Source organism: Mycobacterium sp. URHB0021 (assembly GCF_054057895.1).
Map to the genome: position 1 here is coordinate 6,884,561 of NZ_JBSRZT010000002.1, position 26,154 is coordinate 6,910,714.

Annotated in this window: 25 protein-coding genes, 3 tRNA genes and 1 pseudogene; 17 read left to right on the plus strand and 12 right to left on the minus strand. The window is 66.4% G+C overall.

Annotated features, from left to right (window positions below):
* Positions 1-110: 110 nt before the first annotated feature.
* The 3 genes from ACVWWN_RS35940 to ACVWWN_RS35950 all read left to right on the plus strand — a co-directional run bounded on the left by ACVWWN_RS35940 (position 111) and on the right by ACVWWN_RS35950 (position 3,501).
* Entirely contained in the window at positions 111-815 is a 705-nt protein-coding gene (locus ACVWWN_RS35940) for a YciI family protein (protein WP_457149407.1), read from the plus strand.
* A 12-nt stretch (positions 816-827) separates the two neighbouring features.
* Positions 828-2,045 (plus strand): RNA polymerase sigma factor, encoded by a 1,218-nt coding sequence (locus tag ACVWWN_RS35945; RefSeq protein WP_457148108.1) that lies wholly within the window; start codon positions 828-830, stop codon positions 2,043-2,045.
* Between the two features lie 463 nt (positions 2,046-2,508).
* Positions 2,509-3,501: an alpha/beta fold hydrolase gene (locus ACVWWN_RS35950; RefSeq protein WP_457148109.1), complete on the plus strand. Its 993-nt coding sequence runs from the start codon at positions 2,509-2,511 to the stop codon at positions 3,499-3,501.
* A gap of 23 nt (positions 3,502-3,524) precedes the next feature.
* Here the strand turns inward: ACVWWN_RS35950 and galE are convergent, their stop codons facing one another.
* The gene (galE, locus tag ACVWWN_RS35955) at positions 3,525-4,499 is read right to left on the minus strand and encodes a UDP-glucose 4-epimerase GalE (RefSeq protein WP_457148110.1); all 975 of its coding nucleotides are present in this window, start codon (positions 4,497-4,499) and stop codon (positions 3,525-3,527) included.
* 287 nt (positions 4,500-4,786) lie between these two features.
* Here galE and ACVWWN_RS35960 point away from each other — a divergent pair, with 287 nt between their 5' ends.
* The 4 genes from ACVWWN_RS35960 to ACVWWN_RS35975 all read left to right on the plus strand — a co-directional run bounded on the left by ACVWWN_RS35960 (position 4,787) and on the right by ACVWWN_RS35975 (position 10,016).
* The gene (locus tag ACVWWN_RS35960) at positions 4,787-5,731 is read left to right on the plus strand and encodes an endonuclease/exonuclease/phosphatase family protein (RefSeq protein ID WP_457148111.1); all 945 of its coding nucleotides are present in this window, start codon (positions 4,787-4,789) and stop codon (positions 5,729-5,731) included.
* 73 nt (positions 5,732-5,804) lie between these two features.
* Entirely contained in the window at positions 5,805-6,125 is a 321-nt protein-coding gene (locus ACVWWN_RS35965) for a hypothetical protein (protein WP_457148112.1), read from the plus strand.
* Between the two features lie 130 nt (positions 6,126-6,255).
* Positions 6,256-9,009 (plus strand): helix-turn-helix transcriptional regulator, encoded by a 2,754-nt coding sequence (locus tag ACVWWN_RS35970; RefSeq protein ID WP_457148113.1) that lies wholly within the window; start codon positions 6,256-6,258, stop codon positions 9,007-9,009.
* A gap of 26 nt (positions 9,010-9,035) precedes the next feature.
* Positions 9,036-10,016 carry an endonuclease/exonuclease/phosphatase family protein gene (locus ACVWWN_RS35975; protein WP_457148114.1) on the plus strand — a complete coding sequence of 327 codons (981 nt, stop codon included), beginning with the start codon at positions 9,036-9,038 and terminating at the stop codon, positions 10,014-10,016.
* Here ACVWWN_RS35975 and rplA read toward each other — a convergent pair.
* From rplA to ACVWWN_RS36030, 11 genes and pseudogenes are all read right to left on the minus strand, one after another.
* Positions 10,003-10,712 (minus strand): annotated as a pseudogene (rplA, locus tag ACVWWN_RS35980) (50S ribosomal protein L1). The gene ACVWWN_RS35975 and the pseudogene rplA overlap by 14 nt on opposite strands.
* A 90-nt stretch (positions 10,713-10,802) precedes the next feature.
* Positions 10,803-11,231 (minus strand): 50S ribosomal protein L11, encoded by a 429-nt coding sequence (rplK, locus tag ACVWWN_RS35985; protein ID WP_457148115.1) that lies wholly within the window; start codon positions 11,229-11,231, stop codon positions 10,803-10,805.
* Positions 11,232-11,271: 40 nt separating this feature from the next.
* A complete protein-coding gene (nusG, locus tag ACVWWN_RS35990) occupies positions 11,272-12,105 on the minus strand; it encodes a transcription termination/antitermination protein NusG (protein ID WP_457148116.1) in 834 nt (277 codons plus the stop codon).
* 26 nt (positions 12,106-12,131) lie between these two features.
* The gene (secE, locus tag ACVWWN_RS35995; protein WP_457148117.1) at positions 12,132-12,578 is read right to left on the minus strand and encodes a preprotein translocase subunit SecE; all 447 of its coding nucleotides are present in this window, start codon (positions 12,576-12,578) and stop codon (positions 12,132-12,134) included.
* Positions 12,579-12,657: 79 nt separating this feature from the next.
* Positions 12,658-12,730: transfer RNA gene (locus ACVWWN_RS36000), tRNA-Trp, on the minus strand.
* A 165-nt stretch (positions 12,731-12,895) separates the two neighbouring features.
* Positions 12,896-13,405: a (3R)-hydroxyacyl-ACP dehydratase subunit HadC gene (gene hadC / locus ACVWWN_RS36005; protein ID WP_457148118.1), complete on the minus strand. Its 510-nt coding sequence runs from the start codon at positions 13,403-13,405 to the stop codon at positions 12,896-12,898.
* Between the two features lie 3 nt (positions 13,406-13,408).
* Positions 13,409-13,837 carry a (3R)-hydroxyacyl-ACP dehydratase subunit HadB gene (gene hadB, locus ACVWWN_RS36010; RefSeq protein WP_457149408.1) on the minus strand — a complete coding sequence of 143 codons (429 nt, stop codon included), beginning with the start codon at positions 13,835-13,837 and terminating at the stop codon, positions 13,409-13,411.
* Complete coding sequence (hadA, locus tag ACVWWN_RS36015; RefSeq protein ID WP_457149409.1) at positions 13,824-14,279, minus strand: (3R)-hydroxyacyl-ACP dehydratase subunit HadA; 456 nt, start codon at positions 14,277-14,279, stop codon at positions 13,824-13,826. The genes hadB and hadA overlap by 14 nt, the downstream gene beginning before the upstream one ends.
* A 97-nt stretch (positions 14,280-14,376) precedes the next feature.
* Positions 14,377-14,544, minus strand: coding sequence for a 50S ribosomal protein L33 (gene rpmG / locus ACVWWN_RS36020; RefSeq protein WP_003929651.1), 168 nt, complete (start codon positions 14,542-14,544; stop codon positions 14,377-14,379).
* Between the two features lie 37 nt (positions 14,545-14,581).
* Positions 14,582-14,655 (minus strand) — tRNA-Met (locus ACVWWN_RS36025).
* A gap of 43 nt (positions 14,656-14,698) precedes the next feature.
* Positions 14,699-14,771, minus strand: a tRNA-Thr gene (locus ACVWWN_RS36030).
* Positions 14,772-14,978: 207 nt separating this feature from the next.
* On the opposite strand from ACVWWN_RS36030, the gene ACVWWN_RS36035 reads away from it, so the two are divergent.
* The 10 genes from ACVWWN_RS36035 (at position 14,979) to ACVWWN_RS36080 (ending at position 26,137) form a co-directional block, all read left to right on the plus strand.
* Complete coding sequence (locus tag ACVWWN_RS36035) at positions 14,979-15,869, plus strand: NYN domain-containing protein (RefSeq protein WP_457148119.1); 891 nt, start codon at positions 14,979-14,981, stop codon at positions 15,867-15,869.
* 30 nt (positions 15,870-15,899) lie between these two features.
* A complete protein-coding gene (locus ACVWWN_RS36040; RefSeq protein ID WP_457148120.1) occupies positions 15,900-16,622 on the plus strand; it encodes an MBL fold metallo-hydrolase in 723 nt (240 codons plus the stop codon).
* Between the two features lie 111 nt (positions 16,623-16,733).
* The gene (locus tag ACVWWN_RS36045) at positions 16,734-17,810 is read left to right on the plus strand and encodes a DUF4352 domain-containing protein (protein WP_457148121.1); all 1,077 of its coding nucleotides are present in this window, start codon (positions 16,734-16,736) and stop codon (positions 17,808-17,810) included.
* 30 nt (positions 17,811-17,840) lie between these two features.
* On the plus strand, positions 17,841-18,521 hold the full coding sequence (locus tag ACVWWN_RS36050) for a hypothetical protein (protein WP_457148122.1): 681 nt from the start codon (positions 17,841-17,843) through the stop codon (positions 18,519-18,521).
* Between the two features lie 78 nt (positions 18,522-18,599).
* Positions 18,600-19,202 carry a phospholipase effector Tle1 domain-containing protein gene (locus ACVWWN_RS36055; protein WP_457149410.1) on the plus strand — a complete coding sequence of 201 codons (603 nt, stop codon included), beginning with the start codon at positions 18,600-18,602 and terminating at the stop codon, positions 19,200-19,202.
* A 226-nt stretch (positions 19,203-19,428) separates the two neighbouring features.
* Positions 19,429-22,032: a LuxR C-terminal-related transcriptional regulator gene (locus ACVWWN_RS36060; protein ID WP_457149411.1), complete on the plus strand. Its 2,604-nt coding sequence runs from the start codon at positions 19,429-19,431 to the stop codon at positions 22,030-22,032.
* A 395-nt stretch (positions 22,033-22,427) separates the two neighbouring features.
* Positions 22,428-23,126, plus strand: a complete 699-nt coding sequence (locus ACVWWN_RS36065) for a crotonase/enoyl-CoA hydratase family protein (RefSeq protein WP_457148123.1) — start codon at positions 22,428-22,430, stop codon at positions 23,124-23,126.
* A gap of 9 nt (positions 23,127-23,135) precedes the next feature.
* On the plus strand, positions 23,136-23,723 hold the full coding sequence (locus tag ACVWWN_RS36070) for a TetR/AcrR family transcriptional regulator (protein ID WP_457148124.1): 588 nt from the start codon (positions 23,136-23,138) through the stop codon (positions 23,721-23,723).
* A 79-nt stretch (positions 23,724-23,802) separates the two neighbouring features.
* Positions 23,803-24,540 carry a hypothetical protein gene (locus tag ACVWWN_RS36075; RefSeq protein ID WP_457148125.1) on the plus strand — a complete coding sequence of 246 codons (738 nt, stop codon included), beginning with the start codon at positions 23,803-23,805 and terminating at the stop codon, positions 24,538-24,540.
* Between the two features lie 31 nt (positions 24,541-24,571).
* Positions 24,572-26,137, plus strand: a complete 1,566-nt coding sequence (locus ACVWWN_RS36080; protein ID WP_457148126.1) for an HD domain-containing phosphohydrolase — start codon at positions 24,572-24,574, stop codon at positions 26,135-26,137.
* Positions 26,138-26,154: the final 17 nt, after the last annotated feature.

Consider the following 26,154-nt stretch of genomic DNA (forward strand, 5'->3'; position numbering starts at 1 on the left):
GAAGCAATTTCTGACGTTCCTGTGAGGCTGTCGGATCCGGGCAACGCCGTTCGTCGGACAGGTAGAGAGTGGGACACAGGGTTCCGCTCGCTATCCCGGAGGACATGACGATGCACTACTTCGCGCTGCTGCTCAGCCCCGAGCCCACCACGGCCCCGGACCCGGACGCCCTGGCCGCCGAGATGGAGGCATACCAGGCTTTCCACGCGGTGGCTTCGTCCGCCATCCGCTCGGGTGACGCGCTGACCCCGTCGGCTGCCGGGGTGCGGATCACCGGCGGCCCGGCCAATCCCACCATCACCGACGGTCCCTTCGTCGAGGGAGCAGAGGTGGCCGGCGGCTATTACGTCTTCGAGGCCGACGACCTCGACGACGCACTCGAACTCGCCCGCCAGATCCCCGCCGCAAAATACGGCGCCGTCGAGGTGTGGCCGATGGTGCACTATTCCCCCGCTCGGACACCGCTGACCGGCGACAGCTGGCTGGCCTTGCTCCTGGAAGCGCCCGAGAACGTGGTGACGCCGGGAACGCCCGAGTGGGATGAAGGTGTCAAGCCGCACATCGCGTTCGGCGAGGTGGCGGGTGACACCGTCGTCGGCGGGGCACCGCTGCAGCCTCCGACCACCGCCACAACGGTGCGGGTGCGGGACGGGCAGGTGACGCTGACGGACGGGCCGTTCGCCGAAGGTGCCGAAGTGGCCAACGGCTTTTACTACATCAATACGCCGGACCGCGACGAAGCCGTCAAGATCGCCTCGATGATACCGGCATCGGCGGTGGAGTTGCGTCGGCTGGCCGGCGTCTCAGGTCTCTGACGACTGGCCCCAATGACGAACTTGGACGGCGTCTTCCGGCGCGAGTGGGGTCCGGCCGTCGCGGTGCTGGCGCGCTGGTCGGGTGATCTCACCGTCGCCGAGGACGCCGTCCAGGAGGCCTTCGCCGAGGCGCTGCGCGCCTGGCCGCGCGACGGTGTTCCAGACAATGCGGGCGGATGGATTGTGACGGTCGCCCGCAACCGCGCCCTCGACCGGCTGCGCCGAGAATCCGCGCGGCCGGGAAAGGAACTCGCCGCCGTGATCAATGATATTGCGGCCCGCGCCACCCGCTCCGATCCGCACCCCGTGCGCGACGACGAGCTACGAATGATGTTCACCTGCGCGCATCCAGCGCTGGACAGCGCGTCGCAGCTCGCGCTGACCCTGCGGCTGATCTCCGGACTGACCGTTCCCGAGATCGCGCGGGCACTGCTGCAATCCGAGTCTGCGGTCGGCCAGCGAATAACCCGGGCCAAGAGCAAGATTCGGCATGCCAACATCCCGATGCGGGTGCCGCCGAGGGAGCTGCTCCCGGAACGGACTCCACATGTCCTCGGCTGCATCTACTCGGTCTTCACCGAAGGCTACTGGTCAACCGCGGGACCGTCGGCGATCCGTGACGAGCTGTGCGACGAAGGCGTCCGGCTGGCCGGCGAGCTGTGTTCGTTGATGCCCGATGAGCGTGATGCGCATGCCCTGGCCGCCCTTGTCCTGCTGCATGACTCGCGGCGCCGGACGCGGGTCGACACCGACGGCGCGTTGATACCGCTCGATGAGCAGGACCGCAGCCGGTGGAACCGTGACCGGATCAGCCGCGGGCTCGACGAGCTGCGTCGGGCCGCCGGCGCGGCAGGCGGGTACCTGCCACAGGCGGTGATCGCCGCGGTGCATGCGACAGCACCGAGTTGGCAGGAGACGGACTGGTCGACCATCTGCCGGGCCTATGACACGCAGTTGGCGATCGCCGACTCACCGGTGGTACGGGCGAACCGAGCGCTCGCGATCGGATTCCGTGATGGGTTTGCCGCGGGGCTCAACGCGTTGGACGAGGTCGCCGATGATCCTCGGCTGGCCCGGTCGAGTACGGTGGCGTCGATCCGCGCCGATCTCCTTCGACGGGCTGGGCGTCGAGCCGACGCACGAAAGTGGTACGGAATCGCCCTGGGATACAGCGGGTCCGATCCCGCACGGGCATTCCTGCAGCGCCGTGTCACCGAATGCGGCGGCTGATTCCCCTGCGACATCGGCGGCAGAGTGCTCAGCCACCGTCTTGTCAAGGCTAAGAGGAAATATGCTTCGAGGAGTGCAGCGACGGCCTCACTCACGGTGTTGTCGCCTCATAGCCCGTTTAACTCTGAGGTTCAGCCAAGCAGTGCCGGTGTGCGCGATCTGACCGTCAACATTGCGTCTCCTGGCCGTCGGCCGGCGTATTGTCCATGAGTCGACGAGCCGATCCTCGGCGAAGACCGGGACACTCCTGACACGCGGATACGAGACGTTGTGCACGATTTGGCCCTGGCTATGCGTTTGACGGACGTGGGTCGCGGTTCGCGTTCGTCACATTTCGGGGCGGCGCCAAGACGCGGCGCGTGCAGGTCTATCTCGATATCTGGGAGTTGACCTGCACGGCAACGACTCCACTCAATCGAATTGTGGCGCTCGATATTCATCGATAGACAAAACAGGAGTAGCGGTGGGCACTGAATCGTTCGAGCACGACCAGATCGAGTCCAATGGCATTGCGGTACATACCGTATCGATCGGTGACGGCCCGTTGGTGGTGTTCTGCCATGGATTCCCCGAGTCGTGGTACTCCTGGCGCCACCAACTGCCGGCGGTCGCCGAGGCCGGTTTCCGGGCGATGGCCTTGGACATGCGTGGTTACGGCGGCACCAGTGCGCCCGCCGCGGTCGAGGCGTACTCGATCAGCCACATCGTGGCCGACGTGGTGGGTGTGGTCGCCGCGACCGGAGCGCAGCAGGCCGTCGTGGTGGGCCACGACTGGGGCGCCATGGCAGCCTGGTACAGCGCGCTGATGCGCCCCGACATGTTCCGTGCGGTTGCCGCGCTGAGCGTGCCCTTCGTGCCGCCGATTCCCGCACTGCCCGACGGCGTGACGATGAACGACGTGATGCGGCAGGTCGCGGGTTCGCGGGAGTACTACCGCCTGTTCTTCCAGGAGCCCGGGGTGGCCGAAGCCGACCTGGAGGCCGAAGTAGACGATTCCATCCGCGGATTTCTGTACACCATCAGCGGCGACATCGTGGCCGACGGTGTGCATACGGGTGGCTGGGACGGGTACTTCCCGAAGGGGCAGGGTTTCGTCGAGAACCTCGTGCGACCCGAGGTGTTGCCCCCCTGGCTCACCGAGGACGACGTGGCGTTCTATGTGTCGGAGTTCTCCCGCACCGGGTTCCGCGGTGGTCTCAACTGGTACCGCAACATCAAGGCGTTGCCGACCATCCTCGGACCGTTCGTGGGCGCGGCCATCCACCAGCCGGCACTGTATCTTGCCGGCGAATACGACCTGATCGCCGGCAACGCCCCGGACGCACTCGCGAGCCTGCCCGGCCAGGTGCCGGGGCTTCAGGACATGAAGATCTTCACCGGCGCCGGGCACTGGCTGCAACAGGAGCGTGCATCCGAGGTCAATCGACAGCTCGTCGCGTTCCTGACGTCGCTGTGATCCACCATCGAATAGTGACCGGTTCAGCTCTGCGGCGTGCTGGGCACGGCGGACCATGCCTGCCAAGCACTTTCGACGATACTGTCCAGGTCGTATCGAGAATGCCAGCCCAATTCCGATCCGATCCTGCTGGCGTCGGCGACGACCGATGATGGATCGCCTGCCCGCCGGGGTCGTTCGTCCCAGGAGAAGTCGATACCGGTGACCCGCCTCGTCGTCAGCATGACCTCCAGCACCGAGGTGCCCTGGCCGGTTCCGACGTTGTAGGTCGAGGCGAGCCGTACGTCTGCCATGCGCTGGACCACCGCGGCATGGGCGTCGGCGATGTCACCGACGTGGATGTAGTCCCGGATGCAGGTGCCGTCGCGTGTCGGGTAGTCGGTTCCGAAGATCTGTGGCCGCTCGCCGGCGCTGATGGCGCGGAAAACGCGGGGAATCAAGTTGTTCTCACCCCGGTCGGCCAGTTCGGGTGCGACGGCGCCCGCGACATTGAAATAGCGCAGCGAAGCCCACTCGAGCCCTTCAGCGTGCGCGGTGTCACGAATCATCTGCTCGCACATCAGCTTAGACCAGCCGTACGGCGAGGCCGGCACCGTCGGGGCATCTTCGATCACCAAACCCTCGGCGGGCACCCCGTATACGGCGGCACTCGAGGAGAAGAGCAACTTCGCGACTCCGACGCGGACCATCGCGCTCAGCACGCTGTGCATGCCGATCACATTCTCGCGGTAATACATCAGAGGATCCCCGACGGACTCTTCCACCGCCTTCTTGGCGGCGACATGGACGATGCAGTCGGTTCGGTGCTCCCGCAAAGTCCCGGCGACGAACTCGGTGTCGAGCACCGAGCCGACGAACAGCGGCGTCTGCGGCTTCAGCCTCTCTCGCTGCCCGGTGGACAGGTCATCGAGAACCGCCACGTCGTGCCCATCACCCTCGAGTGAGTTGACGACGTGGCCGCCTATGTAACCGGCGCCGCCGGTGACCAACACCTTCACTGAAAACTCCCCTAACGCCGCGGGCGTTCATTTGGTTTGTCCGACGGCGACCCTGTCCGATGCCGGATGCCACCTGTCGGAAGTGGCCGCCGCCGTTCAGACTAGTAGCCTTACGTCGCGGATTTGCTGGCAGCCATGCCGGCCGGCAGCGGCGGGCGATCCGTGTAGCCGCCACATCGGCCGGCCCGCAAGGCTGGGCGGTGCGGATCGCCGCGTTCCACGCACAACCGGAGGAGACAACCCCGAATGTACTCACTCGCGCTCGCCGTGCGCGTTGAGAGCGTGTGATGGCCCGCACTGTGGTCGCGGTGATCGCCGGCCTGACCCTTGTCGTCGCCGCGGCGGCGTTCGCCGCCCGCTTCGTTCCCAACGTAAACCGCCCTCTGCTGGTGACGGCTGCGCTGGCGCCCTATCTCATGCTCGGCGCGCCCCTGGCCGTGATCCTGTTCGCGACGATCCGGGAGTGGACCTTCGGCTTCCTCGGCGCTGCCCTGACAATCGCCATGGTTGCCGTTCAGCTGCCGTGGTGGGTCGGCGGGGAAACCGCGGCGGGCGGTCTGCGGATGATGTCGGCCAACCTGCGGTATGGCCACGCCGATCCCGATGCGCTCGTGCATTTGGCGAACCAGCATGCCGATATCCTTGCGGTTCAGGAACTTACCCCAGAAGAGGCTGATCGGCTGTCCGCCGCGGGTATCGACACAACCTTCCCCTACCGTGCGTTACGGGCTCGAGAAGGGCCTGCAGGCGTGGGGATCTGGAGCCGTTACCCGGCCCTGCCTGGCGCGGAGTACGACGAGTTCTGGCTGGGATTGCTGACAGCACGGATTCGCACACCCGGCGCGGACCGCGAGACCACCGTCGTCGTCACCCACATGTCCGCGCCATGGCCGGATCCGCTCCAGGGCTGGCGCGACGACATGTCGCGCCTTGCCGTGACACTGAAGGAGATTGGCACATCAGCACCCGGACCCGTGCTAGTGGCCGGCGATCTCAACGCCACACCGGACCTGCTTGAGTTTCGCCGACTTCTTCGGAACGGCTACCGCGACGCCGCCGAACAGGCGGGCGCAGGCTTGACTCGCACTCATCCCGCCGATCTCCGTGTCATCCCGGCGGTATTCGCACTCGACCACATTCTGACCCGCGACTGCGAAGCGGTTTCGGCGCGCACCGTGGCTTTGCCAGGCTCTGACCATCGAGCTCTTGTGGTGACAGTCGGATATCTCTGAACGGTCACGTAAGGCCCCTGACCGTAGGGAAACACCCGATTCCGTCTGGGCTCTGCTTGCATACAGTCGGCACATGGACGCCAGACCCGACGTCTCTCATTACCTGGCGGAGTGGTATCTGCCCGAATTGACCGAGCAATCGGTCGATGACATCGTCACGAGGCTCGATCAGGCCACCTCGACCGTCAGCGATGAAGGCACGCCCGTGCGCCTGATTGTCACGCTCGCCGTGCCCACCGACGAGGTGCTGTACGGCGTCTTCGACGCCGAATCCTCTGCCGTTGTCACCGCGGCGTGCCTGCGGGCAGGCGTACCGCACCAGCGTCTCACCGGACGGGTCGGCACCCGCATCCGGCACCAGCATCCGGCGCGCGCCCGAGCGAGACCTCATTGACGTTGCCGCAAATATACCCGCCGCGCTGAGTCGAGCACCGGAAAAATCACCCTCTAGCTGGCACGCAGCCCCCGGCAGAAGGTGGTGTGGTGCTGTATCCTCGGTTTGCTATCTGTCATGGGGTGGGTTGTTGAATACCGGAGTGGTCAACCGGCCGCTGGAATTGCGAGCGGTGTCGGAGTTCCTGCGATCGGCAGGCACGCAGCCGTCCGGTCTCACCATCGAAGGTGAGGCCGGCATCGGCAAGACCACGCTGTGGTTGGTGGCGGTCGACGAGGCCCGCGAGCGCGGATACCGGGTTTTGACCGCCCGAGTGGGGCAAACAGAGTCGCAGTTGGCCTATGCCACGGTTGCCGACTTGCTGCGTGACGTGGACCCGGGAATCCTCGCCGACCTGCCGGACCTGCAACGCATCGCCGTCGACCATGTTCTGCTGCGGACCACCTCGGATGGACCGGCCACCGATCAGCATGTGGTAGCGGCCGCTTTCGCCGGCATCGTCGACCGCCTCGCCGTTGGGGCGCCGGTACTCGTCGCGATCGACGATGTGCAATGGATGGACGCATCCAGCCAGGCCGTGATCTCGTTCGCGGCCCGACGGTTCGCCGGTCCGGTCGGCGTCGTCGCCACCGAGCGCGCGGACTCCGTCGGCGCAACCGCGACGAGCTGGCTGCAGATGGTGCGCGCGGACGGGATCGAACGGATTCGGATGAGTCCGCTGAGTCTGGGCGGTCTGCACGCCCTGATCTCTACCCGACTCGGACGATCGTTCCCGCGCCCCACGCTGGTGCGGATCGCCGGGATCTCCGGCGGCAACCCGTTTTATGCCCTGGAACTCGCCCGCTCGATCCAGCCCGGATCGAGGGGCGACCGCGCCTCGTTACCCAGCTCGCTGGCCGAGCTGATGCGCCTGCGGACCGGCAATCTGGACCACGACGTCGTGACCATGTTGTTGGTGGCGGCTTCGGTCGCCGACCCGTCTCTTGAACTACTCGCCCAGGTAGCGGAGACCACGGTGGAACGCGCCGAACAGTTGCTAGAAGACGTTGCGGGCAAAGGGCTTATCACGATCGACGGCAATCAGGTCCGGTTCACCCATCCCCTGCTCGCGCGGAGCGTGTACACCGACGCAAGCCCATCGCGCCGGCGCGCGGTGCACCGGACGCTGGCGCGGATGTTGGAGATTCCCGAACTCAGAGCCAGGCACATGGCGCTGGCGGCGTCGAGCGCGGAGCCGGACACGCTGCGGGCGCTCGACACCGCGGCCGAGTCGGCGGTGACCCGGGGTGCCCCCGCCGCGGCGGCCGAGCTGCTCGAGCTGGCGATCCGACTGGGCGGCGACTCCCCGTGGCGCCGGATACACGCGGCGCGACACCACCTGCAGGCGGGTGATCCGGGCCGCGCCCACGAGCTGCTCGAGGAATCGATCGACCGCTTCCCGCACGGCGTCCAGCGGGCGACGGCGCTGAACCTGCTTGCCTCCATGCACTTTCACGACAGCAGCTTCCAGCGTGCCGCCGAACTGCTCCAGGATGCCCTCGTCAACGCCGGCGACAGTCCCGAGATAGGCGTTCACAGCCTGATGCTGCTGTCCTTCGCCCAACTCAACAGCGGAGAATTCGATGCCGCTCGATACACCGCGGAGCAGGCGGTGGCCGACGCGGAGGAAATCGGCCTCCCCGCATTGACCAGCCAGGTACTGGCCAATTCGGTGATGGTGAATTGCATGTCGGGTCTGGGTTTCGACCAGGGCAGGATGGCGCGCGCGCTGGACCTGGAAGACCCCGACGACGACGCGCCAATTGCGTTCCGCGCCAGTGCGAACAACGCATTCATGCTGGCGTATACCGGGGCGCTCGACGAGGCCCGCAAGCAGATGACGTCGGTGCGCAGGCACTGTGTCGAGCGCGGCGCCGAGACCGATCTCATCTTCGTGTCGTTCTTCTCCACGTTGATCGAGATCTGGAGTGGCCGCTTCGCCGACGCGGAGATCGTCGCCGATGAAACCGTCCAGCGCGCAGAACAACTCGGCGGCGACCACCTGCGTGTGGTGGCGATGACGCTTCGGGCGACCATCGCTGCCTACGCCGGCCGAGAACGCGAGACCAGAGAGGCGGCCCAGACCGCCCTCGCAATCGCCCAGCGGTGCGGTTCACATCGCCTCGCGGACTGGTCACTGATCAGCCTGGGCTTCCTCGAAGTCTCGCTCGGCAACTACGCCGAGGCACTCACCGTCCTGAAACCGATGATGGCGCGGTTCGACTTCGTCCCCGGCACCGAGATCATCACCGCCGGCTACCTCCCGGATGCGGTGGAATCGCTGGTGGCGCTGGGACGTCACAGCGAAGCCGAGCGTTTCATCAAGGCGCTGGAGACGAACGGCCGTCGACTCGACCGCCCGTGGATGATCGCGATGGGCGCCCGCTACCGCAGCATGCTGCTGGCCGCGAGCGGCGACGTCACGGCCGCCGAGCAGATGGCGCAACAGGCGCTGGCCGAACACGACCGGTTACCCATGCGCTTCGAACGCGCCCGCACACTCCTGTTGCTCGGCCAGCTTCAGCGCCGTCTGCGGCAGAAGGGAACCGCGACGGCCACTCTGTGCCAGGCGCTGAACGCCTTCGATGAACTCGGCGCACCGCTATGGGCCGACCGGGCCCGGGCCGACCTTGCACGCACCAAGGTCGCTCCGACTCGTACTCTTTCGCTGACCCCATCCGAACAACAGGTTGCCGAACTGGCGGCGGCCGGGATGACCAACCGCGACGTGGCGGCGAAACTGTTCATCAGCCCGAAGACGGTGGACAGCAACCTCGCCCGGATCTACCGCAAACTCGGCATCAGCTCACGCGCCGAGCTCGGAAGGATCATCAACGCCGACTGAAAGTTTCTGCCGGTACGGTGTCGGGGGTGAAGAGACCCCACGGCCCGGCACGCTCGCTACTCACGGCCGTGGGACTGGCGGGACTGGCATCCGTTTCGTCAGGTGTGATCGCGCGCTATCTTCCAGTGGCGAATCGCTTCGTGCTGTTCGCCGCCGCGTTGCTGCCGTATCTGACCCTCACCGGACCGGTTTCCGCCGCGGCGCTGGCGCTGGCCCGCCGGCCGCGGCTGGCGGGCGGTGCCGGGGTCATCGCGGCGGCCGCGGTGGCGACTCAGGCCACTCGTTACCGGACGGCGCCCGACTCCCCCGGCCGGGAGCTGCGGCTGATGACCGCCAACCTGTTCATAGGCCGCGTCGATTGCGACGCGCTCGTAGACGCGGCACGGCAAGCCGGGGCCGATGTTCTCACGGTGCAAGAGTTCACTCCGGAGGCGCACACTCGATTGTCGGCAGCCGGAATCGACGTGCTGTTCCCCTATCGAGCCGTCGACCCGCGGCCCGGTGGCGCCGGCACCGGCGTCTGGAGCAGGTACCCGATCATGGCGACGCAATCGATATCGGGATATCTGATGCCGTTGCTGGCCACCAAGATCGACGTCCCGGACGCGGAGAGCCCGCCCGTCGTCGTTTCCGTGCACCTGCGTAATCCGCGGCGCATCCACGGCTATCGGCACGACATCGGCCGCCTGCCGGACACCCTGCGTGACATGGACAGCTGGGCGGGGAACGGCTCCGTGATGCTGGCCGGTGACTTCAACAGCACGCTGGACATGCACCCGTTCCGTGCGTTGCTGCGGGACGGCTACCGTGATGCTGCCGAGCAGGCCGGCGCCGGCGGCCTGCCGACCTTTCCGAGCGCGCTCGCATTGTTCGGCATCGACCACGTGCTGCTCCGTCGCTGCACCGCGGTCGACGCATATTCCGTGCGGATCCCGGACACCGACCACCGCGCCGTGGTGACGACGATCAGGCTGCCTGCTGCGCCCCGGATGGTTACGCCTCGTTGAAGTTGCGCGTCACCGACGGGTCAACCGGGATGCCCGGCCCGGTGGTGGTCGAGACGACGACCTTCTTCAGGTAGCGGCCCTTCGACGACGACGGCTTGGCCCGCAGGATTTCGTCCAGCGCGGCGCCGTAGTTCTCGGCGAGCGACTTCTCGTCGAACGACGCCTTGCCGATGACGAAGTGCAAATTGGCCTGCTTGTCGACGCGGAAGTTGATCTTGCCGCCCTTGATGTCCGCCACGGCCTTGGCGACGTCGGGCGTCACGGTGCCGGTCTTCGGGTTGGGCATCAGGCCACGCGGGCCCAGCACACGGGCGATACGGCCGACCTTGGCCATCTGATCGGGGGTGGCGATCGCGGCGTCGAAGTCGAGGAATCCCCCCTGGATCTTCTCGATCAGATCGTCGCTGCCGACGATGTCTGCGCCGGCGGCCTCGGCCTGCTCGGCCTTGTCGCCGACGGCGAACACCGCCACGCGGGCGGTCTTACCGTGGTGCCGTGCGGCAGGTTGACGGTACCGCGCACCATCTGGTCGGCCTTACGCGGATCGACGCCCAGCCGGATGGCGACCTCGACGGTGGCGTCCTGCTTCTTCGAGGACGTCTCCTTGGCCAGCTTCGCGGCCTCCAGGGGCGTGTAGAGACGCTCCTTGTCGATCTTCTCGGCGGCTTCGCGGTAGGCCTTGCTGGTCTTGCTCATTGATATTCCAATCGTTGGAGTTGTGGTTTAGGCGAGCCGATGCCAGCTCTTCCACGGGACCTCGGTCGAACAGTGCTGCGCTACTCGGCGCTATTCGACGGTGATCCCCATCGACCGGGCGGTGCCGGCGATGATCTTGGCGGCCTGGTCGATGTCGTTGGCGTTGAGATCTTCCTTCTTGGTCTCGGCGATCTCACGCACCTGGTCCCACGTCACCTTGGCGACCTTGGTCGTATGCGGCGTGCCGGAACCCTTCGGCACGCCTGCGGCCTTCAGCAACAGCTTGGCCGCGGGCGGGGTCTTCAGCGCGAACGTGAAGCTGCGGTCCTCGTAGACGGTGATCTCCACGGGGATGACGTTGCCGCGCTGGCTCTCGGTCGCGGCGTTGTACGCCTTACAGAACTCCATGATGTTGACGCCGTGCTGGCCGAGCGCCGGACCCACCGGCGGGGCGGGGTTGGCCTGCCCGGCCTGGATCTGCAGCTTGATCAGCCCGGCGACTTTCTTCTTCGGGGGCATGGGGTGTGGTGTTCCTTTCTAGTGGGCGTGACGCCCGGGCTTAGATCTTCGCGACCTGGTTGAAGGTCAGCTCGACAGGCGTTTCGCGGCCGAAGATGGACACCAGCACCTTGAGCTTCTGTTGTTCGGCATTGACCTCGCTGATCGACGCGGGCAGCGTGGCGAACGGACCGTCCATGACCGTCACCGACTCGCCGACCTCGAAGTCCACCAGGATCTCCGGACGTTCCAGCGTGGCTTCGGTGGACGCGGCGGCACCGGATGTGCTCTTGGCGACCTTCTTGGGCTGTCCCTGCGGCAGCAGGAACTTCACCACGTCGTCGAGTGCCAGTGGCGACGGACGCGACGTCGCACCGACGAAACCGGTGACGCCGGGCGTGTTGCGCACCGCGCCCCACGACTCGTCGTTGAGGTCCATGCGCACCAGGATGTAGCCGGGCAGCACCTTGCGGTTGACCTGCTTGCGCTGGCCGTTCTTGATCTCGGTGACCTCTTCGGTCGGCACCTCGACCTGGAAGATGTAGTCGCCGACGTCGAGGTTCTGCACGCGGGTCTCGAGGTTGGCCTTCACCTTGTTCTCGTAGCCGGCGTAGGAGTGGATGACGTACCAGTCGCCGGGCCTCAGGCGGAGGTCCTTCTTCAGCGCGACAGCCGGATCTTCCTCTTCGGCGTCATCGGCGGGCGCCTCAGCGGCCGGAGTCTCGTCAACGGGCGCCGGAGTCTCGTCAACGGGCGCCGCAGCCTCGACGGCCTCGGCAGCGGTGCTGTCCTGCAGATGCTCGGCGGCCTCGTCTGTGATCACGGTCGCCGGGTCCGCCGCTTCGGCGAGCGCATCGGACACGGCCGAAGGCGATTCGCCCTCGAAGGAAGTCACTTGTCAGTCCTCTCTCATTCTCTCGGTCAGCCGAACACCAGCGTCACGAGCTTGACCAGGCCGAGATCGACCAGCCCGATCAACGTCACCATGAAGGCCAGGAAAACCAGCACCACGGTGGTGTAGCTGATCATCTGCTTGCGGTTCGGCCAGATCACCTTGCGCAGCTCGGCGACGACCTCAAGCAGGAAGTTCCAGATGAAGGTGATCGGGTTGCGACGCGGCTCACGCTTCTTGGCCGTCTTCGCCTTACCGCCGGACCCGTTCTTGGTGACCGCGGCCTCGGTCTTCGGCGAAGTGTCTTCGCCATCCTCGGCGTCGGCGGCCGATCCACGCCTGGACCGCTTGCCGGTCGGGCGCAACGGCCGGGTCACCACCGCGGTCTGACCGTGGGTGTCGCCGGTGTCCTGGGTGTCGGAGTCGGTGTCCGTACCGGTGCCTGCGGAGCCGGCACTATCGCGCTCGTCGCTCACCGCATGCCTTCCTGTTCTGAGATCTTCTGGTCTTCGTGGTCACTTTCCAGTGTCCACGCTTGTCGAGTATTCAGTTGAGCAGGGGCGACAGGACTTGAACCTGCAACCTGCGGTTTTGGAGACCGCTGCTCTGCCAGTTGAGCTACGCCCCTTCAGGATGGCACTTGTGGCAGGGCCACCCGATTCGGGGCTTACACAATTCGCGCGCTCCCCGTTCGGTCCATCTGAAACCGACGGATAGCGCGCTGGAATGGGAAAACCCCGAGGTCCGAGTGTAGCGCGCACCCGGTCCCAGTTACTAATCCGGGCCGCCGGGACTACTCGCCGACAGCCTTACGTACGACCTGGCCGCTCTCCGGGTCCCATTTCACCGAGATCGAGTTGTCGCCCTCGTGGCCCATCAGCGTGGTGAACGACTCCATCACAGTGTCTCCGCTCGCGTCGGTCAGCACGTTGCGCGTCGTCACGATGTCCGCGCCGAACCGCTCGTCGACCGTCTGGACGTACATGGTGCCGGTCAGCTCGTCGCCCGCCACGATCGGCCGATGGAACAGGAACTTCTGGTCGACCTGGACGATCTGCATCGTCTCCATGCCGACGTCGACGTGCTGGAAGAAGTGCCGCTGGATCATCACCGCGAAAATCGACATGAACGTCGGCGGGGCGACCAGTGAATCGTGCCCGAGCTCGGCGGCGGCCGCTTCGTCGTGCGTCGCCGGGTCATCGGCCTTGACGGCGCCTGCGTACTGGCGGATCTGTTCGCGACCCACGACAAAGGTGTCCGGGTACTTCCAGACCATGCCGCGGATGTCAGCCTTGAGCGCCATGCGTCACGCCAGCTTCGCGGTCGCCACGGCGCGCCCGAAAATCTTCTTCCCCCCCGTGGTGGCCGACAGCGCAATGGTTACCGATTTCGTCTCTGGCTCAACAGCTTTCACACGGCCATTGAACACGATTTCGGCGCCCTTGCCGTCGTTGGGCACCGGTACCACCGCGGTGAACCTGACGTTGTACTCCGTCACCGCGGCCGGATCACCGACCCATGACGTGACGTACCCGCCGCCCAAACCCATGGTGAGCATGCCGTGGGCGATGGCCACGTCCAGACCCACCTGTTTGGCGATCTCGTCGTCCCAGTGAATCGGGTTGAGGTCGCCCGACACGCCCGCGTAATTGACCAGGTCCTGGCGGGTCAGCGGGATGACCTTCTCCGGCAGCAGGTCGCCCACCTTCACCGAATCGAACTCACGCAACGCCATCGTTGAAGCCACCCTCTTCTCCCTCTTCAGCGGTACGGCCCGCCAGAGTCGTATAGGTCTCCTGCACCACGTCACCCGCATGGTTGGTGACGATGTTCTTGGTCACGATGATGTCGGCGCCGAACGACTGCCGTATCGAATGGACGTAGACATCGCAGTAGAGCCGATCGCCGGCGACGATCGGCTTCATGAACTTGAGTTCCTGGTCGACCTGGACGATCTTCGCGTCCTTGATGCCGATATCGGCGCTGGCGAAGAACGCCGTCTGCGCCTGGTACCCGAAAACCGAGATGAAGGTCAGCGGGCTCAACAGACCCGGATAGCCGAGGTCCGCGGCGGCCGTCTCATCGAAGAACGAGGCGTCATCGTTCTTGACGGCGGTCGCGTACTCGCGGATCTTCTCCCGGCCCACGACGTAGTGGTCGGGGTGGCGATAGTGCATCCCGACGACGTTCTGTGACAACGACACAGTCTGTGAACCTACCTAGCCAGGCCGGGCAAAACCCCATTGGTTGGCTGAACCGGCCTTTTTCTGACCGCTACCGCGACTCTTTGTGGGCCTGGTGCTTGCCGCAGTTCGGGCAGAACTTCTTGATCTCGAGCCGGTCCGGATCGTTGCGGCGATTCTTCTTGGTGATGTAGTTACGGTGTTTGCACACCTCGCAGGCCAAAGTGATCTTGGGCCGAACGTCGGTACTTGAGGCCACGTCTATCGTCCTTCGTCTTCAGGTACTGCTTGTGTTGTAGCGGTGGGGGGGCTCGATCCCCCGACCTCACGATTATGAGTCGTGCGCTCTAACCAGCTGAGCTACACCGCCATCCGGCGCCGCCTGACCAGCTCCAAAAGCTCGGCAACCACCGAGCCCCCTAACGGAATCGAACCGTTGACCTTTTCCTTACCATGGAAACGCTCTACCGACTGAGCTAAGGGGGCCAAACCCGCGCAGTAGTGGCGTGGGCCTTAAAGAGGGTACATTCTCGCGGTTTGAGGTGCCAAACCGCTGCTCAGCCGGTTCACTGCCGGCGGTCCAGCCCGCCGAGACTGCTGGGAGATCGCAAACCCACACTGAAATGCGATCTGTGCGCAGTTTCGACGCCCATTGCGCATGACACGAGTGACTCGAGTGATAGGACAACAGATGTGACGGAACCTGGCGCGCCGCGCGTCGCGGTCTACCTCGACTTCGACAACATCGTCATCTCGCGCTACGACCAGGTGCACGGTCGCAACTCGTTCCATCGGGACAGGACCGCCGGTTTCCACAAGGAACCGGGCCGCTTGACCACGGCGACCGTCGACGTCGGCGCCATCATCGACTTCGCATCGTCGTTCGGCACCCTGGTGCTGACGAAGGCGTACGCCGACTGGTCGGCCGACGTCAACGCCGACTACCGCGGCCAGCTGGTCGGTCGCGCGGTCGACCTGGTGCAACTCTTCCCCGCCGCCGCATACGCGAAGAACGGCGCTGATATCCGGTTGGCCGTCGACGCGGTCGAGGACATGTTCCGCCTGCCGGACCTCACGCACGTGGTGATCGTCGCGGGCGATTCCGACTACATCGCGCTGGCCCAGCGGTGTAAGCGCTTGGGTCGTTACGTCGTCGGTATCGGCATCACCGGGTCGATCAGCCGCTCCCTCACCGCCGCCTGCGACGAGTTCGTCACCTACGACGCGCTGCCCGGCGTCCCGGTGCTCGCCCCCGGCGACGCGCCGAAGAAACGGGCACGGCGCACCAAGGCCGATGCCGACCAGGAGCCCGAACAGCCGGATCCGCAAGCGGCCGCGACCGGCCTGCTCCAGCGCGCCCTGCAGATCGGCCATGAGAAGGACGACGCCGACTGGCTGCACAACTCGGCGGTCAAGGCGCAGATGAAACGGATGGACCCGTCGTTCTCCGAGAAGGCGCTTGGCTTCCGTTCGTTCAGCGATTTTCTTCGCTCCCGCATTGGTGTGGTCGACCTGGACGAGAGCAGCACGACGCGGATGGTGCGGCTTCACCTAGAAGACCACTCAGAAGACACCGGAGAGTGAGAGGACCGGGACGCCGATACGCTGAGAGTCATGGCAGATTCACAGCCCGGGCGCCTGTACTTCCGCCAGTTGCTGTCCGGTCGCGATTTCGCCGCGGGCGACATGATCGCCGCGCAGATGCGCAACTTCGCCTACCTGATCGGCGACCGCCAGACCGGTGACACCGTCGTCGTCGACCCCGCCTATGCCGCGCAGGATCTGGTCGATGTGCTCGAGAGTGACGGTATGCACCTCGCGGGTGTGCTCGTCACACACCACCACCCCGATCACGTCGGCGGGTCGATGATGGGCTTCGAGCTGAAGGGCCTCGCCGAGCTGATGGAGCGGGTCAGCGTGCCCGTGCACGTGAACGCCCATGAGGCGGAATATGTTTCGCGGATCACGGGAATCGCGCGCAGCGAGCTGACCGCACACGAACACGGCGATGTGGTCAACGTCGGCGACATCGACATCGAGCTGCTGCACACCCCCGGTCACACGCCGGGGAGCCAGTGCTTCCTCCTGGACGGCCGACTCGTCGCCGGAGACACGCTGTTCCTCGAGGGCTGCGGCCGCACCGATTTCCCGGGCGGCGACGTCGACGAGATGTTCCGAAGCCTGCAGGCTCTTGCGCAGTTGTCGGGCGATCCGACGGTGTTTCCTGGGCATTGGTACTCGGCGCAACCGAGTGCGCCGCTCGAGGAGGTCAAGCGGACCAATTACGTCTACCGGGCAAGCAATCTGGACCAGTGGCGCATGTTGATGGGCGCCTGACCCGCTGCCCTTCGCAGTGTTTGCATGAGCAAAAGTCGTACGTGGGTATGACGGCCTACGTTATTCTCCCGCTCAGCGCCCCGCGGCGCGCAACGGGGAGGACCCACTGCGATGACGACACCGCCCACGCCCGCCGGCTGGTACCCGGATCCCGACGGTTCAGGCGGTCAACGGTATTGGGACGGTTCCACATGGACCGAGCACCGCGCACCGGCAGCTCCGATTTTCGAGCCGCAGCCGATGCCCGAGCCGGAAGTCGATTCTGAGCCGGAGACTGATGGCGGTGAGCAGCCGACGGTCGTCGTCTCCCTTTCATCCGTCCCGAGCGGTCAGCGTGTCGGCGCGCACCGCCGTCCCGAACCCGATGACGACCCAGCCCCGCTGCCCGAAGACGACACAGATCCCGATACAGATCCGGGCATGGCGCCCGGGCGCACCGAGGTCATATCGCAGCCCACGATGCCGGTGACGTATCCGGCGGAGGCGACGCGACCGGAGCCGACCCCTTTCGCCGCATTCACCGGACCCGCGCCGGAGCCCAAACCGGCGACGTACGGTGGGCGGTTCGGCGAGGCGCCGCAGGGTGCCGGCGACAACCGACAACTCGCCATCCGGTTCGGCGTCGCCTGTGCGGCCCTGCTGGCGGTGCTGGTGGTCGTTGTCATCTATGCGGCCTTCATCCACAAGGACAACGCGATCCAGGTCGGGGCGCCGCCCACCACGTCGCCGACGTCGACCTCTGCGGCGAAGCCGACGTCGACGACCGCTACCGAGACCGAAGCTCCGGCCGAAACCCCCACTGCGGCACCACCTTCCGGCCAAGCCAGTGATGCGGGCATCACCTTCGCGGTGACCGGCGTTCAGACCGCTCCGTCGGTGCAGTCCGGGGACGCGCCGGCGGAGAAGACCGCCCAGGGTGAGTTCGTCATCGTGAACATGACGGTGTTGAACTCCGGCGAGGCGCCGCTGACCTTTCTGGCCACGTTGCAGAAGCTGAAGGCGGCGGGCGCCGTGTACAACATCGACGACGAGGCGACGTCCTACCTCAACGGCGGTCTGGCCGAGCTGAATCCGGGTGACACCGCAGATGTCGGCTTGGCATTCGACGTGCCGCCCGGCACCGTGCCGGAGACGCTCGAGGTGCACGGTGACCCGGTCAGTCCTGGGGTCGACATCCCGTTGTCGTAACCGTCTGCTCTGCGCGCAAGACTGGGAGGCGTGGCTGACACACTCTACGCCGACGTGTCCGAGTGGCAGGTAGGCGTCAACGACACTTATCCGTATCCGGTGCTGTGCATCCGCTCCAATGACGGCACACATCGAGATCGTCGCTGGGTCAACAATTATGGTTGGTGTTTGCGCGGCGCCGGCAGCGGCCGCCTGACGTTCTTCATCGTTTACTTCGTTTGGCGGCCCAACTGGCAACAAACCGTGGACACCTTCAAGGACATGGTTGGCACGCCGCATCCGAGGATGGCCGTGATGCTCGACGTCGAGTCGTGGGAGGGGCAGATCCGTGGCAACAGGTCGGCGGACATCAACGCCACCCATGAGGCGGTCGGAGCGTTCGTCGGGTCCACGGCGAAGGTGATCGGCTACGGGAACGTCGGAGACCTGAACCGTCTGTGGCCGGACAAACCGTCCGGCATCCGACTGGTGGTCGCCGGCTACGGCCACAACCCGCCCTACCCGGGAAAGGTCGCCCACCAGTACACCAACGGCGAGGGCTACGGCGGTGGGCTCCCGGAGGGCGCACCGCCATTCGGTCCCTGCGATATGAACTCCGCAGACGGCTTGAATGCGGAGGAATTCGCACGTGCATGCGGCGTGCAACCCACGGATTCCGCAGCGATACAGCTTGCAAAGGCAAGAATCCGCCGACGAAATTCGTTTGAGTAGCACAATACGCAAGACACGGGAACTGGCGCCTGGCAAACTGTCGTCAAGCGTCAATCACACCCGTCGGGTGGCGTCGCCATTGTCTGGCAAACCCGAAAACGCCATTTCTGTGAATTTTTCGGGCTCTGGGACATGGTGGGCGTGCCGGGCTTGCCGCGAAGGCCGGAGATACTGACCAATGTGGCGGTCGGCCGCCATGCCGTGGCCGTCGACGGGGGGCTCGCCTCGGTCGGCGGGCATCTGGTGTCGCCGGACTCCGAACGGATCGAAGAGGTGTGGTTCCGTGGCGGGCACCGCGACGTCGCGGGTGGCCGGCGCGCATGTTGGCCGCTGGCCGATATCACGTTCGACTGGATGCTCGACGGCGCGCTCGAGGCGGGACTGCTGGTGCGGCCGAGTTATCGGTACACCGCGCCCGCGCCGAGTTCCTTCGGCGCGCCGGCGGAGAGCTCGCGCATGATCGCAATCCGCAGGTTGCCGGAGAGCGCCGTGGTGCACTCCAGCGTCGACATGTACCTGCGCGCACATCCCGAATACCGGCGACGGCTGCCGGCGCATGTGGTGTGGGCCGACCTCGACTGGCTGGCCCGCAGCGAACGCCTCGTGCACACCTCGGCGCGTACGGCGCCGGTTGCCGCCGGCGTCGAGTTGGCGGGTGCCGCCACACCCTGGGCCGGGTAGCGCCACTGACTGTGGCGTAGTCACCTGGAAAATTCGCGTAGTGCACTACGCGAGACTTCGGAGTCGTGGGTCTGCAGAATCCCTACATGACGATCATCACCTCGGCGTCCGATCCGGTGGAACAAGTCGAAACCCTCGGGCTGCCACCCGAACTCGTGGACAGAGAGCACATCCTCCCGTGACAAGCACCGCTCTGGACCCGCTGGAGGTAGTAAAGTCGCAGTTCATGGCCCACAACTGGCCTGTGGTGCGGCGCGACGACGAGTACACGATCATTCACAACGCCCTCGTCGAGCAAAACGGCGTGTGCGGCATCGTCCTCATCGGCGATGCCGGGGTGGGAAAGACGACCCTGGCGCGCCTGGTCACGCAGTCGCTGCCGCTGCGTGTGCCGTGGGTGGCCGGTACCGAATCCGCCCGCAGCATTCCTCTTGGCGTGTTCGCCCACCTGGTGGGCACCGCCACGGCCAGCGATCCGGTCGCCTTCCTGGCGGCGGCGCGGGAATCCATTCTCACCGAGGGACATTCCATTATCGGCGTCGATGACGCCCATCTGCTGGACCATCTGTCGGCGACCCTGCTGCACCAGCTGGCGCTGGACGGCTCGGTGCGCATCGTCGCCACCGTCCGTACGGGCGAGACGGTGCCCGACGCCATCACCTCGCTGTGGAAGGACGGCTACCTGCGGCGGCTGCACCTGATGCCGTTCACCCGGCAGCAATGCGTCACGTTGATCGAGGAGGCACTCGGCGGCCGCGTCGAGGGGCTGTCCGCCGACCTGATGTGGGAGTCGTCCGGCGGCAACGCCTTGTTCGTCCGGCATCTCGTCGAGGGCGCGCTGGAGGCGGGCACACTGCGTCAGGTCCGCGGCGTGTGGCAACTCCGGGGCCGGACCGCGGTCACCTCCGAACTCGCATCACTGTTGGACGCCCGGGTCGAGCAGTTGCCCGACGGCGTGTTGCACGCTCTGCGTTTGCTCACGTTCTGCGAGCCGCTCGATCTCGACACGCTCACCGATATCGTCGGTGTCGATGCGGTTGAGGACGCCGAGAGCCGCAGCCTGATCCGGGTCGTCGAGGATCACTCCGTTATCGATGTGCGGTTCAACCACCCGCTGTTCGGCGAGGTGATCCGCAGACAGCTGGGCACGGCTGCGGCGCGGCGGCTGCGCGGCGAGGTGGTACGCGGCCTGCGGGGCCGCCCGCTGCGTGGTCCGGTGGACCGAATTCGTTTGGCGGAGTTGAGCCTTGACAGTGACGAGCAACCTAATCTCGAACTTCTCGTGACCGCGGCGCGGGACGCGGTCGCGCTGACCAACGTCACACTGGGCGAGCGGCTGGCGCGTGCGGCCGTGCACCGGGGTGGCGGCCTGGTGGCCAGTGAGCTGGTGGCCCGGTCGGTGCTGTGGCAGGGCAGAGCCGCGGAGGCCGAGGAGATCCTTGGCGTGTTCGATCCCGACGATCTGGACGAACTCGATCTGGTGCGGTGGGGTTCGGCGCGGATCGCCAACCTGCACTGGTCGATGGGCGATGCCGAGAGCGCTGACGAAGTATTCGAGGTCTTACGGGACAAGGTCACCCATGACGGATTCAAGTTGCTCGTCGACGGTGTCGGCTCCGCATCCCGGACGTTCGAGAACCAGCTCACCGAGGCCGTCACCCTGTCGGAGAAGGTGCTTGCGGATCCCGACGCGCACCCGACGGCCGTCGAGTGGGCGGCGTTCGGCGGCGCGTTGGCACTCGCCTTGATGGGACGCGCCGACGAGGTTGCCGCGGTGGCCGAGCGGGGTCATCAAGTCGAGAGCAAGGTCGACGGACTGCTGCGCTACCTCGCCGCTTTCGGCGAGGTCCGTGCGCTGACACTGGCCGGTGACTTCGAGACGGCGACGCGGCGGTCCGCCGACATCGTTAAGGTCACCTCGGCGGGCCAGTATCTGGCGTGGGGCATGGCCAACGTGCTGGTCGGCACCGTCGGGGTGGCCCGCGGCCTGTTCGCCGAAACGGTGCCGCGGATGGAACAGACGGTCGCGGCATTGACCGCGGAATCGGCGGCGTCATGGAGCTTCCCGGCCCGCCTCCTACTCGCGCAGTCCTACTGCGTGCTGGGACGTGTGCAGCCGGGTGCCAAGATGATGGCCGAGGTGAAGACGCGGTACGGCAAACATGTCGCGGTGTTCGGCCCGCAGCTCAAGATCGCTGAGTCGTGGCAGGCGGCCGCGGAGGGAAACGTCAGCACGGCAATCGAACTCGCGCTCACCGCCGCACGGCTGGCGGCAGAGTCGGGCCAGCAGGCGATAGAGATGATGGCGCTGCATGACGCTGCGCGTTTCGGCGACCAGACCTGTCTGGACCGCCTGGTGGAGGTCGCCACCGCGACCGGCGGGCGGCTGGCAGTGGCGATCGCGGCCCATGCCGAAGCGTTGCGGAACCGCAATGGCCCGCAAATAGCCGCGGCGGCAGAGCAATTCGAGGCGATCGGCGCACTGCTGTCAGCCGCCGATGCCGCCGCCCAGGCGGGAATCGTGTTCGCGGCCGACGACGACCGTCGGCGCGCCGTGGAGGCCGCGGCCTCGGCGAACCGGCTGGCTGCCGCTTGTGGCGGAATCCGCACGCCGGCACTCGAGCTCGCGGTCAACCCGCTGCCGCTGACGGTTCGCGAGCGGGAGATCGCCAACCTTGTCGCGGCAGGGCTGAGCAACCGCGACATCGCCGACCGGCTGACGGTGTCCGTGCGCACGGTAGAGGGCCACCTCTATCGAGCCTGCATCAAGCTCGACATCTCCGACCGCGACGAACTGGCCGCGCTCATCCGGAGCGGCGCACACGGATAGGGATGACCCGCGCGCTCGTCACTGACGAAGTCCAAACGCCACCACTCGAATGGTTGGCCCCTCGTGGCGCGCTTCGCGCACATGACGGTTTCTCAGCTGCCCACCTCTCAGCGACACTGTCGCTGCCAGCGACTTTGTCGCTCAGAGGTGGGCTCGTGGCAATTCGATCCTGCCGCCGGTGTGACCCGCGAAGAGGTCCTGGTTCGATGTCCCGGCGACCCCTCGCCGCCGGGACATCTCTGACGTCAAGGCGGGGCGGGAACCTCTTCGTGCGTGGGGGACTACCTGACTTGGGCGGGCCCCGTGCCTCCCGATGCAGGTAGTGGCCGTTGGTATTCGTATCACCGTTACGTAACATCGGTCCAATTAACGGTACAGCGCTCGGAGGAGAGTCCATGACCAGCAGCGTCGGCTACGAGCTGAACGAGACCGTCGCCACCGTCACCCTCGACGACGGCAAGGTCAACGTCCTGGGGCCCGCGATGCAACAGAGCATCAACGAGGCCCTCGACCACGCCGAGAAGGACGGCGCCAAGGCCGTGGTGCTGGCCGGTAACGCGCGGGTCTTCAGCGGCGGCTTCGACCTGGCGGTATTCCAGTCCGGCGACGCCGAGGCCGCGCTGGCGATGCTGGCGGGAGGATTCGAACTCTCGATTCGGTGTCTGAGTTTTCCGGTTCCGGTGATCATGGCCGCGACGGGTCCCGCGATCGCGATGGGATCGTTCCTGCTGTTGTCCGGTGATCACCGGATCGGGCAACCGAAATCACGCTGCCAGGCGGTCGAGGTGGCGATCGGTATGACGATCCCGATTTCGGCGATCGAGATCATGCGCGCTCGCCTGACACCGGCCGCATTCAACCGGGGAGCGGCGCTGGCGGCGACGTTCGCCGGCGACGAGGCGGTCGCCGGCGGCTGGCTCGACGAAATCGTCGAGGCCGACAAGGTGCTGACGCGGGCGCAGGAGGTGGCGGCCGAGGCGGCGACGACGCTGCACGCCCGTGCGCACCTGGCGACGAAGTTGAAGGTGCGCGATGCGGCGCTGAAGGCCATCCGGGCCGGAATCGACGCGCTGCCGAGCGAAATCTCCGGCTAGGCCGTTGCGATGCCGAGGGCCAAGCAGCGCACACCCGAGCTTCGGGACCGGCTGCTGGACGTCGCAATCGCGACGCTGTCCGAGGAAGGCATCGCCCGGTTCACGACGCGACGGGTCGCCGAGCGGGCGGGGACATCGGTGCCCGCGGTCTACGAGCTGTTCGACGACAAGGCCGGCCTGGTGCGGGCGATGTTCTTCGAGGGGTTCCGGTTGCTCGGCAGCGAATTGGCCAAGGTCCCGCACACCGACGACCCGCTGAGTGACCTGGAGCGGCTGGTCCCGGTGTTCCGGTTGTTCTGCCGCGCCTATCCGCGGTTGGCGCAGGTGATGTTCTCGCGGCCGTTTGCCGATTTCGAGCCTGGCCCCGACGAATTGGCGGCGGGGTCAGCGGTCCGCGAGGAGTTCATCGGGCGGATCCAGTGTTGCATCGACGCTGGTCTGCTGACCGGTGATCCCACCGACATGGCACACGTATTGCTGGCTCTCGCACAGGGTTTGGCGGTCCAGGAGGCCGGCCGATCGCTGGGCCCGTCGGCCCCGCTGATCGAACGACGGTGGAATCTCGGCGTGACGTCGCTTCTGACCGGGCTGCGGTGATGCGGCCGACGACTGGGTCGACGCGAATTGGGGCGAATGCCCCATGTCCGGCCACGGGCTGCCGACAAATGATGACGCCATGAGAACGACACCCCAGGCGGCCGCCCAGGCCGCCACGCAAATGCAACTCCCCGACGGAGAGGACGAAAAGGTGGTCGGCTTCGGCGTGATGGGCCTGCCCTTCGCCGGCGGACACTACCTCGCGTACCGCGATTTCCCGGCGACGTCCTTCGCCCCGGCCTACCTGTCGGTGTGGCATCGCACCCCGGACGGTCAGTGGACGTTCTACGCCACCACGCCGGGCGCGCAGAGCTGCTCCAGGTACTTCAGCTCGGCCACCCCGACCGATCCCATCCAGTGCGACATCCGATCCCGGTGGGTGACGCCGTGGTCACTGGCCATCTCCATCGACGGGCTTGTCGACTGGCGTGTCGACATCGAGGCCACACCGGCGACACGCCTGATGACCGCGATCGCCACCCGTCTGCCCGCCGCCGCATGGACCAATCGCGCCATCCTGGCCGTGCTCAGCGCTATCGCCGGGCCATTGCTCGGCATCGGCCGGATGCGACTGGCCGGCACCATGCCCAACGGCCAGCGGTTCCGCATCGGGCCGAAACGCGTATGGGCGGTCGCCGGTTCGACCGCCGTTGTGCGGGGCGAGGATCTCGGGCCTGTCGGCCCGCTGCCCACCCAGGACAATCTCGGCGACTTCCTCCTGCCGCAGCGCGGAGTGTGCGTGGCCGGCCAAGGCCTGTTCGAACCGTTCGACACCGTCCGGCACCGTGACTCGGCCCGTCTTGACCTATCCAGCTGACCAGACGCATGCGACGGCGCAGAATCGGCGAGTGACGTCCGGCCGATCGCCCGAGCTTCCGACCCGCGCGGAAGTTCTGGCGGCGCTGTCGGTCGCGATCGATCTAGGGCTCGGGCAGCCGGCCGAGCACATGCTGCGGTCGGCGCTGATCGCGACACGCCTCGCCGATCGGCTCGGTCTGCCGAAGGCGCAACGCGACTGCGTCTACTACTCCAATCTGATCATGTGGATCGGCTGTCACGCCGATTCGCACGAATACGCGCGATGGTTCGGCGATGACATCGCGGTCCGGCGTGGCTCGTATCTGGTCGACTGGTCGGGGCTGCCGTATCAACGCTTCCTGTTGACGAACATCGGACACGGTGAGTCGTTGCTGCAGCGGCTGAAGACCATGACGACGTTGTATGCCAATGCCCGGGGCCATATTTCGCAGCTCATCCACTCACATTGCACGTCGGCGGCGCTGCTGGCACAGCGGATCGGGCTGGCCGACGATGTCCAGACCGCGCTGCGGCACACGTTCGAACGCTTCGACGGCGGCGGGCTGCCCAACGGTGTGGAGGGCGAGGCCATCCCCATCGAGATGCGGGTCGCCCAGCTCGCGGACATGGTCGAGGTGCACCAGCGCGAGTACGGCATCGAAGGCGCGGTGGCGATGGTGCGCAGCCGCCGAGGTGGACAGTTCGACCCGGCGGTCGTCGACGCGTTCGTCGGCGACGCCGAGAACCTGCTCGCGGTGCCGGCAACCGGGGACGCGTGGGCGATGGCGCTGCAGAACGCCCCCGACCGTCACACCGCGCTGAACGGACCCGCGCTGGACGCCCTGCTCGTCGCGCTGGGCGACTTCGTCGACCTCAAATGCCCGTTCACGCTGGGGCACTCGCGGGCCACCGCGCAGCTCGCCGCCGATGCGGCACTCGCCGCCGGTCTCAACGCCGATGAGGTCGCGCTGACGCGCAGGGCCGCCCACATTCACGACCTCGGCCGGATCGGGGTGTCCAACCAGATCTGGTCCAAGCCTGGGGATTTGACGATGTCGGAGTTCGAACGGATGCGGCTCCACCCGTATCTGACCGAACGGATCCTGCAGCGGGTGCCTGGCCTGAAGGAGGTGGCCACCGTCGCGGCGAATCACCACGAGTGCCTCGACGGCTCGGGCTACCCGCGTGGGTTGTCCGCGCGACAGCTGACGGTGCCGGACCGCATCGTCGCCGCCGCCGTGAGCTACCAGTCGGCGCTGGAGCCACGACCGTACCGGGAGCCGTTCTCGCCGGCGGGTGCGGCGCGACGGTTACGCGGGCGGGTGCACGACGGGGAACTCGACGGCGTCGCGGCGGAGGCGGTACTGCACGCGGCTGGGCACGCGTCGACCCCGTCGAGGTCACGACCCGGCGGTCTCACCGCCCGCGAGATCGAGGTGCTGCGCCTGGTGGCGCAGGGCGCGAGCAACAAGGAGATCGCCGCGAAACTGGTGATCAGCGAAAAGACCGCGCGCAACCACGTCGAGCGGACGTACGCGAAGATCGGCGTCTCGAACCGGATCGGAGCGAGCATGTACGCACTCGAGCACGGCTTGACCGGCGGATCCGAGAAGTGATGCCGTCTATCGCGAGT